Origin of the sequence: Pseudomonas sp. NFACC51 (genome assembly GCF_900103575.1) — a bacterium.
GTDB lineage: Bacteria > Pseudomonadota > Gammaproteobacteria > Pseudomonadales > Pseudomonadaceae > Aquipseudomonas > Aquipseudomonas fluorescens_Q.
Genome location: NZ_FMXH01000020.1, coordinates 1 through 15841, shown reverse-complemented (window position 1 = coordinate 15841; position 15841 = coordinate 1). Strand labels below are relative to the sequence as shown.

At 58.0% G+C, this 15841-nt stretch carries 13 protein-coding genes and 1 pseudogene; 12 read left to right on the top strand and 2 right to left on the bottom strand.

The window, feature by feature from the left end; translation table 11 throughout:
- Positions 1 to 116 precede the first annotated feature (116 nt).
- The 3 genes from BLT00_RS28045 to BLT00_RS28035 are packed head-to-tail and all read left to right on the top strand — an operon-like array spanning position 117 to position 3290.
- Complete coding sequence (locus tag BLT00_RS28045; protein ID WP_092148176.1) at positions 117 to 1532, top strand: acyclic terpene utilization AtuA family protein; 1416 nt, start codon at positions 117 to 119, stop codon at positions 1530 to 1532.
- The gene (locus tag BLT00_RS28040; RefSeq protein WP_092147935.1) at positions 1529 to 1837 is read left to right on the top strand and encodes a DUF4387 domain-containing protein; all 309 of its coding nucleotides are present in this window, start codon (positions 1529 to 1531) and stop codon (positions 1835 to 1837) included. Before BLT00_RS28045 ends, BLT00_RS28040 begins: the two co-directional genes overlap by 4 nt.
- Positions 1838 to 1841: 4 nt before the next feature.
- Positions 1842 to 3290, top strand: coding sequence for an MmgE/PrpD family protein (locus tag BLT00_RS28035; RefSeq protein ID WP_170867272.1), 1449 nt, complete (start codon positions 1842 to 1844; stop codon positions 3288 to 3290).
- Positions 3291 to 3341: 51 nt separating this feature from the next.
- On the opposite strand, the gene BLT00_RS28030 is transcribed toward BLT00_RS28035, so the two are convergent.
- Positions 3342 to 4547, bottom strand: a complete 1206-nt coding sequence (locus BLT00_RS28030; protein ID WP_092147932.1) for a citrate synthase — start codon at positions 4545 to 4547, stop codon at positions 3342 to 3344.
- 258 nt (positions 4548 to 4805) lie between these two features.
- Between BLT00_RS28030 and BLT00_RS28025 the strand changes: the two genes are divergently transcribed.
- The 8 genes and pseudogenes from BLT00_RS28025 to BLT00_RS32275 all read left to right on the top strand — a co-directional run.
- Positions 4806 to 6095 (top strand): CitMHS family transporter, encoded by a 1290-nt coding sequence (locus BLT00_RS28025; protein WP_092147929.1) that lies wholly within the window; start codon positions 4806 to 4808, stop codon positions 6093 to 6095.
- Between the two features lie 83 nt (positions 6096 to 6178).
- Entirely contained in the window at positions 6179 to 7576 is a 1398-nt protein-coding gene (locus tag BLT00_RS28020; protein WP_092147927.1) for an OprD family outer membrane porin, read from the top strand.
- Positions 7577 to 7606: 30 nt separating this feature from the next.
- Positions 7607 to 8635, top strand: coding sequence for a phosphoglycerate dehydrogenase (locus BLT00_RS28015; protein ID WP_092147924.1), 1029 nt, complete (start codon positions 7607 to 7609; stop codon positions 8633 to 8635).
- Entirely contained in the window at positions 8632 to 9999 is a 1368-nt protein-coding gene (locus BLT00_RS28010; RefSeq protein WP_092147921.1) for an acyclic terpene utilization AtuA family protein, read from the top strand. Before BLT00_RS28015 ends, BLT00_RS28010 begins: the two co-directional genes overlap by 4 nt.
- Before the next feature lies 1 nt (position 10000).
- On the top strand, positions 10001 to 10327 hold the full coding sequence (locus BLT00_RS28005) for a DUF4387 family protein (RefSeq protein WP_092147918.1): 327 nt from the start codon (positions 10001 to 10003) through the stop codon (positions 10325 to 10327).
- Complete coding sequence (locus tag BLT00_RS28000) at positions 10324 to 11304, top strand: alpha/beta hydrolase fold domain-containing protein (protein ID WP_092147915.1); 981 nt, start codon at positions 10324 to 10326, stop codon at positions 11302 to 11304. The genes BLT00_RS28005 and BLT00_RS28000 overlap by 4 nt, the downstream gene beginning before the upstream one ends.
- The gene (locus BLT00_RS27995; RefSeq protein ID WP_092147912.1) at positions 11301 to 12569 is read left to right on the top strand and encodes a lipase family protein; all 1269 of its coding nucleotides are present in this window, start codon (positions 11301 to 11303) and stop codon (positions 12567 to 12569) included. The genes BLT00_RS28000 and BLT00_RS27995 overlap by 4 nt, the downstream gene beginning before the upstream one ends.
- Positions 12570 to 12629: 60 nt before the next feature.
- Positions 12630 to 12816: pseudogene (locus BLT00_RS32275) on the top strand (DSD1 family PLP-dependent enzyme); the annotation flags it as partial.
- Between the two features lie 84 nt (positions 12817 to 12900).
- On the opposite strand, the gene BLT00_RS27990 reads toward BLT00_RS32275, so the two are convergent.
- Complete coding sequence (locus BLT00_RS27990; protein WP_092147909.1) at positions 12901 to 14031, bottom strand: epoxide hydrolase family protein; 1131 nt, start codon at positions 14029 to 14031, stop codon at positions 12901 to 12903.
- Positions 14032 to 14194: 163 nt separating this feature from the next.
- On the opposite strand from BLT00_RS27990, the gene BLT00_RS27985 reads away from it, so the two are divergent.
- Positions 14195 to 15094, top strand: coding sequence for a LysR family transcriptional regulator (locus tag BLT00_RS27985; protein ID WP_106215908.1), 900 nt, complete (start codon positions 14195 to 14197; stop codon positions 15092 to 15094).
- The last annotated feature ends 747 nt before the right edge of the window (positions 15095 to 15841 follow it).

Sequence of the window (15841 nt, the reverse complement as noted above, 5' to 3'; positions counted from 1 at the left end):
TGGAATGGCCGATTTGTAGTGTCATTGGTTAAAGATATATGGATAAATTCTGTCCACTTGTCAGCGTAATTTGAGTCTTTATGATTGGCGCACTGAGTACTCTAGAAGAGGTTGTCATGGCGCAGTTATTTGAAGGTTGCGTAAAAGTGATCGTGCCCTGTGGTTCATTAGGGGCGGGTGTTCGAGAAGACGAAATCGCTTATGGGTTGGCGGCGGGTGCGCAAGTAATCGCCACGGATGCAGGTTCAACGGACAGCGGCGCGGCCTATCTTGCACTGGGCAAATCCAAGAACAACCGAGGCGCGGTAAAACGTGACCTGACGATATTGATGAAAGCGCAGTCACGATCCGGTGTGCCGATCATTGTGGGTACCGCAGGACAGGCGGGCGGTAATCTCAATCTGGAGTGGACGCGCGATATTGCCTTGGAAATCGCAAAAGAATTAGGGGTGACACCGAAGATTGCACTCATCTATTGCGAGCAAGACAAGGGCACCATCAAGAAGCTGAACGCAGAAGGTCGTATCACGCCGCTCCCGCCTCATGGCAAGCTGGAAGACGCGACGGTGGACAGTTGTGAACACATTGTCGCGGCTCTGGGAGTGGAACCCTTTATCGCCGCCCTGGACGGCGGTGCTGATATCATATTGGCCGGCCGGGCGACCGATACCGCCGTCATTGCCTGTTATCCCATCTGGAAAGGCGCACCGTGGGGCCCGTCCTGGCATGCCGGCAAGACGGGCGAATGCGGCGTGCAATGCGCCGTAAATCCCACGCTAGGATCGGGAATCTTGCTGAGTGTTGATGCGAACGGCTTCGAAGTCGAGCCGTTGAGCCAGGACAACCAGTGCACGCCCCATAGCGTCTCGGCCCATATGCTCTACGAAAACAGTGATCCATTCCGGTTGGTAGAGCCCGGCGGCATCCTGGATGTTGCCCAGGCGCGATATGCCGACTTGAATGGACGAGCCGTGCGGGTAGAGGGTTCGCGCTGGGAAACAATGCCCTACACGATGAAGTTGGAAGGGGCCTCCGCCGGTTTATATCAAACGATCATGTTGGTGGGCATTCAGGACCCGGATGTACTCAATGATATCGATGGGTTTCACGATCGTTTGCTGGAAGCGCTTTACGCAAGAACCCGCCAGTCTATTCCTGCCGAAGAGTTGGGCGAGTTTCATATTTCCCTGCGTATGTATGGGTGGAATGGCGTCACCGGTGTAACGCCGCCTGCTGGAACATTACCGCCGCCTGAAATAGGTATGTTGTTTGTAGCGACTGCCGCCACTCAGGACATGGCCAATACAATTGCTCACGCCTGTAATCCCTACTTCTTTCATTATCCCAGTGTCATGGGCAAGGAATTACCTTCGTACGGATTCGCATTTACACCTGCGGATATACCCAGAGGACAGATTTATGAGTTCAAATTGAATCACGTGGTGCAACTTGAGAATCCCATGGAGTTGGTCCGTCTTGAATGGATTGAGCTGTCGGACAGGTCGATAGCGATGAAGGAGCTTGCACAATGACTAAGTTGCGTGATGTTTGCCGGCATGTTCGATCCAAACAAGCGGGGCCGTTCTGGATTACGTTCGATGTGTTTTTCAACGGGCGCGAGAATTTCGAGCGTTATTGTGATTGTGCGGCATTGTCCCCGGCGCAATTTGCCAGGCTCTACGGCACCGACCCCGAACGGGTCAAGTGCATTACGGTGCCGAACCTGGAAATGGTCAAGATTTCCTATCCCCGTGCGACGCCACAAGGCGGCATGGTCGAGCGTGACATGCACGCCGGCCAGCAATACGTCCGCTTGCTTGATGTAGTCATCGACTGAGACGGTGGGCGCCACGTCGCGCCTTGACCTGTTCGCCTCATGGACGAGGACTGACCCACCTGTTCAACCCGAGGTAGTTATGACGGACTCGACCGTTGCGATGCGGCTTGCACGCTATGCCCACGCATTCAGAAAACAGCACTTGCCTGAAGCGATCATCCACCTCGTACGCCAGCGCTTCATCGACAGCCTGGCGTGCGTGCTGGGTGCCTATGAGGCTGATCCGGTAAAGGCCGCCGTGCGTTATGCCGCCGCCAATACCGCGAAATCATCCAGCGTATTTGGTACCAACCTGCAAACAACGCCGGAAATCGCGGCCTTCACCAATGGCCTGATGGTTCGTTTCCTGGACTATAACGACGGCTATATGGGCCTGGAGCCGGGTCATCCCAGTGACAACATTCCAGCTTGCCTCGCCGTGGCGCAAGCCGAAAACGCAACCGGCGTCGAACTGATTTCGGCCATCGTCCTGGCCTATGAAATCCAGATGCGTCTGCAGGATGCGGCAAGCTTGAACAAGCGTGGCTGGGACCACGTCAATTACATCAACGTCGCGATGGCAGCTGCGGCCTCCAACCTGATGAAACTGAACGTGGCGCAGACGGAGCAAGCGATCAACATCGCCGTGAGTGGTCACTTGGCCATGCGTCAGGTGCGCAGTGGGGCGTTGTCCGACTGGAAGGGCTGCTCTGCCGCCAACGCGGCGCGTAATGCCATCTTCGCCGCCCAGTTGGCGCGCCATGGCATGACAGGGCCATCGCCGGTCTTTGAAGGTGAGATGGGCTTCTTCAAGCTGGTTTCGGGACCGTTCGAACTGGATACGAATCATTTTGGTACACCCGCCACAGGTGATTACGCCATACGACGCTCCCTGACCAAGACGTTCCCCACCAATGGCGAGTTGCACACTGCTGTCTGGGCGGCGCTGGACATCCGCAAGCGGATCGAGGGGGTACAGGATATCGCCGCCATTACGATCGAAACGTCCGAATTCAACCGTCGGGTGCTGGCCGATAGCCCCGAGAAATGGTTGCCGAGCACCAGGGAAACAGCAGATCACAGCCTGCCTTATAACGTGGTCCGGGCTTTGCTCGATGGCGATATCACGGTGGGCTCCTATCGCCCTGAGAAGATTGCCGACCCTGCGGCGATTGCCTTGATGAACAAGGTCAGTGTCGTCGAGGACCCGGCGTTGACCGCTCTGTTCCCACGGCACCTGGCCAATCGTGTCAGCGTGACCTTGGTTTCCGGCGAGCGCATCGTGAGCGAGAGGATCACCGGGCCCGGGTCAGTCGAAACGCCGATGACCGATCACGATTTCGAACGTAAATTCCGGCGCATGGCGATGCCGCATATCGACGCATCGGCACAGGCCGAAGTGTTGGAGTTCGTGGCTGGCCTTGAAAGGCAAACCGAGTTCCAGCCGCTGTTTTCGGCGATGGCTGTCTCGTAGCCGGTCTGTCGCTTCAAAGCGTACCCGCCAAAGGCGCGACCGAGCGGGGGCTTAACGGCGGGCAGTCTCGGTGGCCCTAGGCAAAGTCCCTACATAATGGGCGCGAGCGCGGGAATCATGGTGCTGGTTGTATTGCTCGCTGGCATGGGCTATCCAACCGATCATGCGACCGACGCCCGCCAATGAGATTTCCTGTCCATGCAGCCCCAACTTTTGGCCGATGAAGCTCACCAGAAGGATGAATTCCGGTGGGTATGCTACGAGTTCCGAGGCCACCGAAAATGCTTTCTGCAGTTTTGCGAAGTCGCTGTCGCCCTCGAACGTCGCCGTCAACGCCGCCATGAGATTGCTGGCTCGCGGGTCGTTGATGGCATGGACGTGGGGGCCGAAGCCGACAATGTGTCCGTCTTGGCTGTAGCGCTGCAAGATAGGTCGCGCAGGGTCAGCGGCCGAGCAGATTTCCTCGATCATCCGGCTGGCGGCTTCATTTCTGCCATAGGCGATTTTGTGACCCCGGGCTGCGGCAAGTCCGGCAATGACCGCGTAGTAGGGGGTGGCCCCGGTCGTGGCGGCGACACGGACGCTGTGGGTGGTGTGATCCAACTCGTGGTCGATACTGAGGATCAGCAGGCGCCGGATCAGGTCGGCGTACTCCGGTGGAGCGCCGCAGGCCTGGGCGATGAACTCGTGCAAGGGTTGCGCACTCGGCTCGGTCGCTCCCACCACCAAGGCGGCAAACCATCTCACGACATCTGCGCCCGTGCGCGCGTAGCTGTCCGTGGAAAGGTCGAAGGCCTTGGGATTTTCTCTTTGCACCAGTGGGAAAAGCGCGATGGCTTTTTCCGGAGCGGACATGTGTTCGTAGATCTTCAGCAGCTTGATGCTGTCTCTCGGTACACGGGGCAGCGACGCGCCGAACGCCGACGGCACTTGCCAGATCAATTCGGCGACTTCTTCAACCGTTGCGCGGTCAGCAAGCTCGACGACGTCATGGCCCCGATAAAATAGGCCATCATCGGTGATCAGCGTAATCGCGCTATCCGACGGTGACGAGCGCCTGGACACCTGCTTCTCTCCCGCCGGGCGCTTGACCAGGCGCTGGATGTCTTCGGCCCAATAGCGGCGCTTGGGCGAACCCGGGATCTTGAGGGAACGGATATTTTTGCGGCTGACGTAGGCATACAGCGTCGGCAGGCTGATCCCGAGCATGGCTGCCGCCTCTTCTGCCGAAAGATAGAGGTCTTCTTGTTCTGGCATGGTGGGTCCGGTCAGGTTGATTGAAAGACGTACATGTTTATTAGATATAGCGTCATTTCGTCAATGTCTGCAAGAGGGCGGTTTTCGTTCAACCCTGTCCTGCGTCGTTTCTCCAAAATAGTACGATTGACGGCGGATATTGACGAAAAAAATCAAGATTTACAGGCTTTCACCCCCTATATAGATTTCGGGTGAGCAGAAGTTGTTCACATTGATTTTCGATGACTCGATAACAATAAAAACGAGAAGGTGAAACGCATGGCTTGGTTAGGTTTCGCAATGGTCGCCACGTTTATGGCATTGATCATAAGCAAGCGACTTTCTGCAGTGACGGCACTCATCCTCATTCCGGTTGCTTTCGGGCTGGCCAGTGGGGTGGGGCCGGAGCTGGGTGGGATGGTGATGAGCGGCGTCAAGCAAGTGGCGCCCACGGCACTGATGTTGATGTTTGCAATCCTGTATTTCGCGATCATGTTCGACGCTGGACTCTTTGAGCCCGCCGTGCGGCGGATTTTGCGGTATGTCGGCAATGATCCGCTTCGAGTTGTGCTGGGCACGGCCTTGTTGGCTGCCGTTATTTCGTTCGATGGGGACGGCGCGACGACGGTCTTGATTGTCACCACCGCTTTCCTGCCGCTGTACCTGCGTCTGGGGATGAATCCGCTCATCCTGGCGTTGATGCTCCTTTTGACCAATACCGTGGTGAACCTGATTCCCTGGGGGGGGCCAGTCGCCCGCGCCGCCAGTGCCCTTCACCTTGATGTGGCGCCAATGTTCCTGGGATTGGTACCGGCCATGTTCGCGGGTCTTGCCTACGCATTCGCCGTGGCGTTCTGGATCGGCCACAAGGAGCGGCGCCGCTTGGGTTGGACGCCCGGCACCCAGGACGTTGCCCCGCGGGAGGTCGCCTTGCCGACCGTGCAATCCGACACACAGCGGCCGAAGCTTTTCTGGGTAAATCTGGCGCTCACCGCAGGGCTCATGTACGCCATGGCGACTGGGTTGGCACCTCTGCCGATGTTGATGATGGTGGGGTTTTCCCTGGCCTTGCTGATCAACTACCCGCGTTTGTCGGAACAGAAGGCGCGGGTCGCGGCCCATTCTGAAAGTGTCCTGATGGTCATCGCCCTGATCTTCGCTTCAGGTGCGTTTACCGGGATCTTGTCAGGCACCGGAATGATCGATGGCATGTCGGCGAAAATCGTCCAACTGATTCCCGACGGCGGCGGACAGTACTTCGGCATCATTACCGCACTGGTCGCCTTGCCGCTGAATTTCCTGTTGTCCAACGACGCGTTTTTCTTCGGGATCTTGCCAGTACTGGGAGCGGCAGGTGCCGAGTACGGTATCGACCCGATGCACATAGGCCGCGCGGCGGTACTGGGGCAACCTGTCCATGCACTCAGTCCGTTGGTAGCCGCGGTTTATCTCATCAGCGGGATCATCAAGCGCGACATGGGGGACATGCAACGCTACTGCCTGCTCTGGGCCATCGGCAGCAGTCTTGTGCTGATTGTGACAGCTGTTATTACACGGGCAATTATCTGATCCATTAGTTCGCTGCGCCGAGTTTGAATGACGCCCAGTCGCGTCTGCTCACGTCAAAATAAAAATAATAGATGAGGTGGTCGATGAAATCGATTAACGCCGTCGCTATGACGTTGCTGTCGACATTGTTTGTGTCTGAAGTTTGTCTTTCGGCAACGATCAGTAATCCGGACAGGTTCCAGCATGAAGGGAAGTTGAACGCCTATCTTCGATCCATGTATATCAATACACGAATATCCAACGACTTGATCGAGGATCGGTTTGGTGGTTTTCCGGATGGTGCCGAATTGGGCGGGACAGGGGTTGGCGCGATCCTGGACTATAACTCCAGCTATTGGGCCGGCGTTGCAGGGTTTGATGCCTCTTTGTATGGCGTGGCGATGATTGATTCGAAAGATAATGGACGGGATTTGTTTGATGATACCGATGGCACTAACGGTGGCTTCGCCAAAGTTGGCCAGAGCTATTTAAAGTTGCGTTACGAGGGCGACGGCTGGAATACCGATTCGCAAATAGGCCGGGGTCGGTTCGATGCAGGGACGCTGGTCACGCTCGACACTCGGATCGTTCCAGGCTCTTATCAAGGAGGCCGCGCCCACCTGAATTTTACCGAGATGGGCATTGGTCCGCTGCCCGGTACGTTGGGGTTTGAAACCGCCTACATCAACCGCACGTCTCCTCGCGACCGGGAGCACTTCGAACACCTGTTGAGCCAGTCGGGCGAGGAAATAAAAGACCTGTACACCTATGGCGTCAAATACGATTTGAAGGCCATCGAGCTGGAGTACGACCATGGTGTGTCGCGGGACTTCAATGAAAACACCCGTTATGGACTGACGCTGAAAGCACCTCTTGGCGATAAAGCCGGCATTGTATTCGATACTCAATACTATGAGTTTCAAAAAGCCGGGCGCATCTGGGAGCGAGATTGGCAGGCCGGCGAGGCCGCTTATGATGATGACGCGACGTGGCTGAATATGAACTTGGGTTTGTTGCTCGATAAACTTCGCCTGGGCCTTTCATATTCCGAGACAAAAGCCGAGCTGAGCAATGGGCAACTCGGCTATGCCTATTTTGATCACGCTGACAATGTCGACGGCAAGATGGACGCCTGGACACGTTCCGGTAACGACTTCAATAATCACGGTGAACGTACCTGGCAAATAGGCGCTGAATATGACTTGAGCGGGCATACGTTGTTAGGGACTTCGCTGGATGGCTTTAAAGTCATGACCATTTACAAACAAGGCAAATTCGACGCCACCGATCCTTTCAACGGCCGGCGTACTGACGTACACGAACGACAGAATGAATATCGTCTCTATTATCGCTTCGACGAAAAGGATTACGCCGGACTTTCAGTGGGTTTGATTTATATCGATTACCGAATCGACCAGGACTTTGTTGCCCTTGTGTCCGCTCAACCCGACAACGTGGTGAGCGGTTCGGAAGCTCGGGTGTATGTGGACTACGCATTTTGATTGCCGGGCACAGTTATCGGGAGGCCAGTGATGTCTAAACCTCGCCATACCATAGTGGTTACACAGCGCTTCTTCGATTCAGAAACCGTGCACTTCCTGCAGAGCCATGGCTGTGATGTTGTTGTCGCGCAACTGGCTCAGGGGCAAGGGGATGGTGACCTGAGCGAACGCCAGTTGATCGATCTCCTGGAAGACGCCGATGGCTGGATCGTTGGGCACGCGAACGTCACATCGAGCCTGTTGGGAGCGCTCCCGCGCCTGCAAGTCATTGCCCGTCGTGGCGTGGGCTACGAGCGGGTCGATACAGCCGCGGTAGAGGCGGCGGGGAAGGTGGCGACCATCGCCGTCGGCGGCAACGACGCCAGCGTCGCTGACCACACCGTCGCGTTGATGCTCGCCGTGTGTCGTCAGCTCAAGCGATGCCAGTCGGGGTTGTCTGCCAGTGACTGGTCGATTCCCCTTGGGGGCGATTTGTACCGCAAGACCGTCGGCATCGTCGGCTTGGGCCGTATTGGTCGAGGCGTGCTGCAGCGCTTGTCCGGGTTTGAAGTCACGCCGCTGATCCACACCCCTCATTCGGACGGCGCACAGGCCGACGGAATCCCCCGACGTTGCTTTGTCGACCTGGAAACGCTGCTCGAGGAAAGCGATTTTATCTCCCTGCATGCGCCGCTCAACCCGCATACCCACGGCCTGATCGATAGCCGTGCGCTGAAACGGATGAAACCGTCCGCGATGCTGATCAATACCGCGAGGGGTGGGCTGGTACGTGATGCGGACCTGCTATGGGCTCTGCGGGAAAACCGGTTGGCCGGGGCAGGGCTCGACGTCTTCGAAAGCGAGTCGGATCCGCTGCTTTCGGCCGTGACCGAACAACTCATCCAGCTCCCCAACGTGATCGTGACGCCTCATGTTGGCGCTTCCACGGTCGAGGGGCTCAATCGTACGAATCTGATTGCCGCGCAATGTGCGGTGGCCGTCCTGGAGGGGGGTAATCCGCCGAGCCATTGCGTCATCGCTGACGGACGTCGTTCTACAGGCTTGAAGGAGAATCCATGAATATTTCGATCAAAGTACTGACGCCCACGGGCGCCATTGGCACCGGTTTTCCACGGGCGGCGTTTGATCAGGCGTTGCTGGAACGACCGGACGTGATTGCAATGGACGCGGGGTCCACCGACTCCGGTCCGCATTACCTGGGCACCGGCACGACCAAAGCTTCGGCCACGATACTGCGGGCCGAGTTGCGCGTGTTCATGCAGGCGCGGGCAGCGCTGGGCATCCCGCTGATCATCGGCAGCTGCGGCACCTGTGGTTCCGACGCAGGGGTCGATCTGATGCGGGGCCTGTGCGAGGAAATCGCCGCCGAACTCGGTCAGGTCGTACGCATCGCGAGCCTCTACAGCGAGCAACCGGCAAGCGTCGTGAAACAAGCGCTGGTGCAGGGGCGCATCAGGCCCTTGCAACTGGATCATATCGACGATGCACTGGTCGAGCGCTGCTCGCGTATTGTCGCGCTGATGGGCGTGGAGCCCTTCATTCGTGCGCTTGAAGCCGGTGCGGATATCGTCTTGGCAGGACGCTCCACGGACACGGCGGTGATGGCTTCGCTGCCCATCCTGCGCGGGGCCCATCAGGGCGCGGCGTGGCATGCCGGAAAGATTCTGGAGTGCGGCGCATCATGCACGACGACGCCCGCCAACGCAGTGGTGATGGCAACGATCGACGACACAGGATTCACCATCAAGGCCATCGGCGAGGGCGCACGGCTCACGCCACGATCGGTCATGGCCCACATGCTGTATGAAAACAGCAACCCTTATGTACTCGTCGAGCCCGGTGGCGTACTGCACGTGGAAGGGGCGGTCTACACCGCGTTGGACGAACAGACCGTGCGAGTCGAGGGCTCGGTCTGGAAGCCCAGCGAAGACTACACCGTCAAGTTGGAAGGGGCAGCACCGTGCGGCTTCCAATCGGTGGTCATGAGCATTGTCCGTGATCCGGAATACGTCGAGCGCTTTGATGAGTGGCTTGCCTACCTGGATTCGGTCATGCGTCAGCGAATTGAAAAACACCTGGGCATCGGCGCCGATGACTATGACTTGCAGTTCCGCGCCATCGGCAAGAACTCAGCCTTGGGAGCGCTTGAGTCACGGACGGGGACACCTGTGGAGATCGGCGTCATGGCGATCGCCACGTCGGCGACCGCTGAGCGCACCCAAGATATGGTCGCGTTGCTCAACCCTTACCTGCTGCACTTTCCGTTGCCCGGCGACAAAGACCTGCCCACCCATGCGTTCCCTTTCTCACCGGCCTCGATGGATCGGGGCGTGGTGCATGATTTCGTGCTCAGTCACGTGATGGTCGTGGCGGACCCGTTGGCACCTTTCCGGTTTGCGTTCAAAACAGTCGAGGGCGCGTGAGATGAATACTCTGCAAGCATTGGGTTATGAAATCCGTTCCAAGAACGCCGGGCCGTTCTCCCTGACTATCGATGTGTTCTGCAAAGACTCGGTCACCTTCGCGCAACTGGCCGTGGAGCCAAAGCTGCAAGAACCGGCTATCGCAGAGCTTTTCCGCAGGCCCACGGAGTCGATCAGCGTTTTCCCCATCGAGGCGTTGAACGTGATCAAGATAAGCTTGCCGCGACCGGTGGTGCAGGGCGCTTTGCAAGATCGGGACATGCACGGGGCTCAATGGGCGTTCATCCTCTTGGACGCGCTTGAAGCCGATGAGGACGATCGGCCATGAGTCGCGTTGAAAGCTTGTCGGCGGACTCACCTGCAGTTCACCCTGAGCTGGTGGCCGTAGCCACGACGCTGGGTGAACAAGGGTTACTGCCGGTTGTTCACGGAGACCTGCGAAGTGTCCGGGCGCAACTGGAACAGATCAATGCCTGGGCAGCACAGTGTAGCGTGCCGCTGTCTTATGAGCGCACCTTGGGGTTTGCCGTCGATGGCCGAACGGTGCCCTGCAAGCTCTATTGGCCGGAGGGCGATGAGACACCTTGCTTGATGTTCTACTGTCATGGCGGAGGGTTTCGCCACGGTTCGCTCGCTGGCTGGGACGCGCCGCTGCGCCAGCTGGTGCGTGACAGTGGCTTGGCGGTGTTGTCCATCGACTATGCGTTGTCACCGGAATATCGCTTTCCGACGGCGTTTAACGAAGTGGTGTCGATCGTAAGCCGGGTCATCAAGCTCGGGGCTATCACGGATTGCCCCGTACGGGGTTATGCCTTGGGTGGCGACTCGGCAGGCGCCAACCTGGCCCTGGGAGCTGCGATTGCGCTACGCGATGCGGGATTCGATGGGCTGCGGCAGTTGTTGCTGTTCTACGGCAGCTACTCGCGCGACATGAGCTCCGATTCATGGCAACGGCTGGGTGGATACGGGGGGCAGAATCTGTCGATTGAGACCATGAGCGCCTACTGGGCCAGCTACCTGCCCAATGACGAGGAGGATTGGCGGGTGCAGCCGATTATCGCTGATTTGGCCGGGCTGCCACCGATGCAATTGGTGGTTGGCGAACTGGATCCGTTGCTGGATGAAAATCGTGAGCTGGCTCAACGCTTGGAAAGCGCGGGCGTGGCGACACACCTGCAAGTGCTCGCGAACATGCCCCACGGATTTGTCCGATTCAATGAAGTGGCACCGGTTGTGCGCGATGTCATTGCTGCGCAGGGCGGTGCTTTGCGCAAGGCACTTTGCGCTCAGGCGAACCGCCCATGAGCCTGTTCCGTATCATGGGCTTTGCACGAATCTGTGTCGGCCCGTTCATCCTCATGGCGGCCAACGCCCTGGCGGCTGGCACGCTTCCCGTTGGGCCTGAGGCTGGAGACAGGGCGCCGTCGGCGTTTTACCGCTGGCCTGAGGCAATGCCCGAGCTGCCCGGTGTGCTGCTGCGAAGCGAGGCGTTTCCGGTGCAGCCGCAGATGGCCGCGGCCGGGCAGGCTTTGCGCTTGCTCTACAGCTCTGTCGACGAGCGCTGGCGTTCCGGGCTCGTTCCGGTCAGCGGGGCGTTGTACCTGCCGGTTGGAAATCCACCCCCGCACGGCTGGCCGCTGTTGGCCTGGGCCCACGGGACGCTGGGGATTGCCGATGCCTGCGCACCGTCCTGGACCGGCTTGCGAGACCGTGATGCGTCGTACATCAATCGCTGGCTGACCCGTGGCTTTGCTGTTGTCGCCACTGATTATCAAGGCTTGGGAGGGCCAGGCCCGCATCCCTATACCTTCTGGCAGGCCGAGGGGCGCTCTGTCCTGGACTCGATTCGCGCCGCCCGTTCGATCAGGCCAGGCCTGATTGGCAATCACACGATCCTGGCCGGGCAATCCCAGGGTGGAGGGGCTGCGTTGGGCGCGGCGATTCTTGCCGGTGGCTACGCGCCGGAGGTGACTATCCAGGGCGCGGTGCTCACGGCTCCGAACAGCACGTTTCCCCATGGCCCCATGGCGCTGGCGCCGCGCCAGTCCAATATGGTGTTCCTGGCACTGGCGTCCGGTGGCTTGCGCGAGGACGGCCCACGGATAGAAGACATCCTGACAGCCAAAGGTCTTGAACTACTGAGTGTTGCCCGGCAGGGCTGTACCCGTGACATTGCGCTCAAATCCAAAGCGTTGCAGATCGGTTCGTTTGCCGAGCTTTTGACCATCACCCCCGATGCGTTGAACGCTATACGTATCCCAACGACCGACATGCCCCAGGCATCGATCGCCTTTCCGTTATTCATTGCCACCGGCCTGGCTGATCAAACGATCACGCCCGTGCGCCAATATGCGGTCGCTGCGGCGTTGTGTGCTGCTGGCAATCTAGTTACTTGGCGGGCTTATGAAGGCCTGGGGCATGACGGGGTGATGCATGGTTCATTGGACGATGTATTTGCCTTCGCCGCGGACCAGATCCACGGACTGGGTTCTGGCTCGAATTGCTCCGCCTTGACAACGCCCGGTCCGCCGGGTGAACGGGATGCGGGAGCGCCATTCAACGACGACTGACATGCGCCTGTGGGAGCCTGCTCGCCAGGGCTGTTGCGTCCAGGCGACCAGGGCAGTCCGATGCAATGATTACTTTCGCCGCTGAGCCAGGAGCTGAAGGTCCGTGGGCCGAAGCGGCCCGTAACGCTGATTGACCTCGACCGGCTCGATCACAACATCAATTTGGTCATGCAATCGGTCAAAGCGTGCCGGTAGACACTTGTGCCTGGTGGAGACGTTCCTGCCCACGGGGGGCGTCGGTCACTATGACGACGGCCCCCTGTCGGGCCTTCTATGAGCGGACGGCCGATCCCGTTTCTCCCTCAACGGCCACTTGTTACCGGGAATCCTTTCACGCTAAAACTTTTGCAATAAAGCGTCGTAGATCCTCCAGCATCAAACTCGGCTGCTCCCAGGCAGCAAAGTGGCCACCACTCGGCATTTCAGTCCAATGCACGATGTTGAAGGTTTTCTCGGCAAATGACCGCGGCGGCGGTATGAATACAGGATCGCGAAAGGCTGCGAAGCCGGTCGGCACCTGAATCCGGGTTCCTGCGGGAAATTTGCCGGAGCGTTCCAAGCGCTTGCCGTGGTACATCCAGGTCGCCGTGACGAACGACGATGTCGCCACATAGAGCATGATGTTGGTCAGCAACTGCTCTTCATTAAACGTACTCCAGATATCGGGATCACTGTCGGCATTGCGCGGCAAGTCGGCCCACCGTCCAAATTTCTCCAATATCCACGCCGCGGCACCCACCGGACTATCGGCCATGGCCACGCCTAGTGTCTGGGGACGGGTTTCCTGCTCATGGTTGTAGCCCGTTTCCCAGTCCAGGAGCACGTCGCGCTTGGCAACAAACTCCAGTTCTTCCGGTGTGTTTGCCGGGGTGCCTTCGGCGAGCAAGTCGGCCATGTTGAGGTGAATACCATACAACGACTCAGCAAAATCGTGAGCCAGCCAGCCGGCGATACCCGAACCCCAGTCTGCGCCCTGAACGATGTAACGCGATTGTTCAAACAACCGCTCCATCAAGGTCTTCATCAGTTGAGCCGCTCGGCGTGGTCCGATGACCCCGGTGATGGGCGTCGAAAATGCAAATCCCGGTAACGAGGGCACGATTACATCGTGCCCATCTGCACTCAACGGTTGGAGCAGATGTTCGAATTCGATAAACGATCCAGGCCACCCATGCAGTAGCAGGACAGGGGGCTTGGAACCGTCGCCTCGAACATGGAGGAAATGAATGCATTCACCTTCAATATGCGTGGTGAAATGCGGAAGCTGATTAAGCAGTCGCTCTACCTTGCGCCAGTCGTAGACTTGCTCCCAATAACGAGTGAGTCGCTTGAGGTCATCGATTCCCACCCCAGACTTCCAACCGCCGGTATCAGGCATTTGGCTCCAGTCATAGGCACTGACCTTCGTCCTGATGGCATTCAGGCGTTCTTGTGAAATGTGGATCGTGTAAGGCGCAACCATGGGTCTATCCTCCCGAGCCTCATGTGTGGCTACTTTTTAACGATGGGCCGTTCGCGTGAATTTCACATTGCCCTGTTATACGCAATGCTAGACTTCTCACGCACCGCCGATAAGCCCAACAGTCAGCGAAATACCTATGCGCCCTGCGCAAAAGTGAGAGTCCATGGACATCATTGGCGACCTTGAAGTCTTCACGCTTGTAGCCGACACACGCAGCTTTTCGGCCGCTGGTCGATCGCTCAACCTGGCCCCCTCGTCTGTGTCGCGCGTCGTTGATCGCCTTGAGGCACGCCTCAATGTCCGGCTGCTACTGCGAACCACTCGAGCGCTGACTCTTACGGCCGAGGGAGCGACCTACCTGTCTTCGGCACGACGAATTCTTGCTGACCTTAAAGAGACCGAACAACTGATCGCTGATCGAAGCTCGCCGCGTGGGCGCCTGCGGATCAGCGCATCGATCTTGTATGGCAAAACATTCCTGCTGCCGCTGCTAAAGGAGTTTACTCATCGGTATCCGGACATTCTGGTCGATATAAATTTGACGGACACTGTCGTCGACATCAGCGCAGGCCAGGCCGATGTCGCCTTGCGGCTCGGCCCTCTGGCTGATGCTCCCTTGGTTGCACGAAGACTGTGGAAAACCCGCAAGGTGATCGTCGCGTCACGCGATTATTTGGCTGCGCGGGGAACCCCTCAGGTACCTGAAGACCTGCATGATCACGATTGCATCGACTTCAACTTCAAGCGCGCCGCTCCAGGCTGGCCTTTTATCAAAGATGGCAATGAATACGCCCTTAAGATCAAAGGCAGCATAGAAACCAACAATGGCGATACTCAGGGCCAACTGGCGCTTGAGGGCCTGGGCATAGCCCGCGTGTGTGCCGAGACCGTTCAGCAGGCTATTGAGGCGGGGCAATTGGTGCCACTTCTGGAGGCGTTCAATCCAGGTGATGGCGAGGAGGTACACGTAGTGTTCATGGGCGGCCCGCACCTGCCGGCCCGCGTGCGCTGCTTCGTTGACTACCTAGTGAAGTCCCTTGGCGAAGGGCTTTTGCGGGTGTAGTGAATCAGTTAAGAAGCCTACTCGGGCAGTCTCCTTTCTCGCTTTCGCCGCAACGCAAAAGCCCGATTAAGTCGGAGCTTTCTAATTTCTAATAGAGGCAAACCCTCGCTCGCGCGTCTCGAGTCAAGCTGCATGGGCAAACATTTCTGACGCTATGAACATTGATGTTCTAGGTTCGGCAAATGTATTTCGCTGGTATACGGAAGCCTAGACAAGCTGTCGGCGAAACCGCACCCTTGGCAATCGGTCTCTTTACTGTTGAAACGTCCCAGTAACAAGTCCATAACCGAGTCTTTTCCTGCTCCGACAAGAAAACAAAACCCTTAGATTTCAAGGAGTCGGACGCCAGATACGAGTCTCGTTTCCCGCTCCAAGATTCAAAAAAAAGCCACTCAGATGAGTGGCTTTTTTTTGGTGCGCCAGGCATGGCGCGTTGCGCGCAAGCGCAACCAGCTTGGCTGTGGTGGTCACGCTGGTGACTTGGAGGTGAAAGTCCTCTACACACCCGGCAAGGGGAAGTGTTAGCCAGAGGCAAGGGTGTCGCGGGTGACTGCGAATCTGAAGGAAGCCCGAGGCAAAATGCTGGCCTGACGAACAGGAAGCGGATTAGGCGGTGCAGCGGGGTAAGGTAGCCAAAATTGCCAAAGCCCAATACTTGCACGGAACGCTGTGACGTAGATCCGACAGGCATAAGCAGGAAGGTCGCGCGAATTACCCTGGGAGATCTGCCCGTTTGCCAGTGTGCTA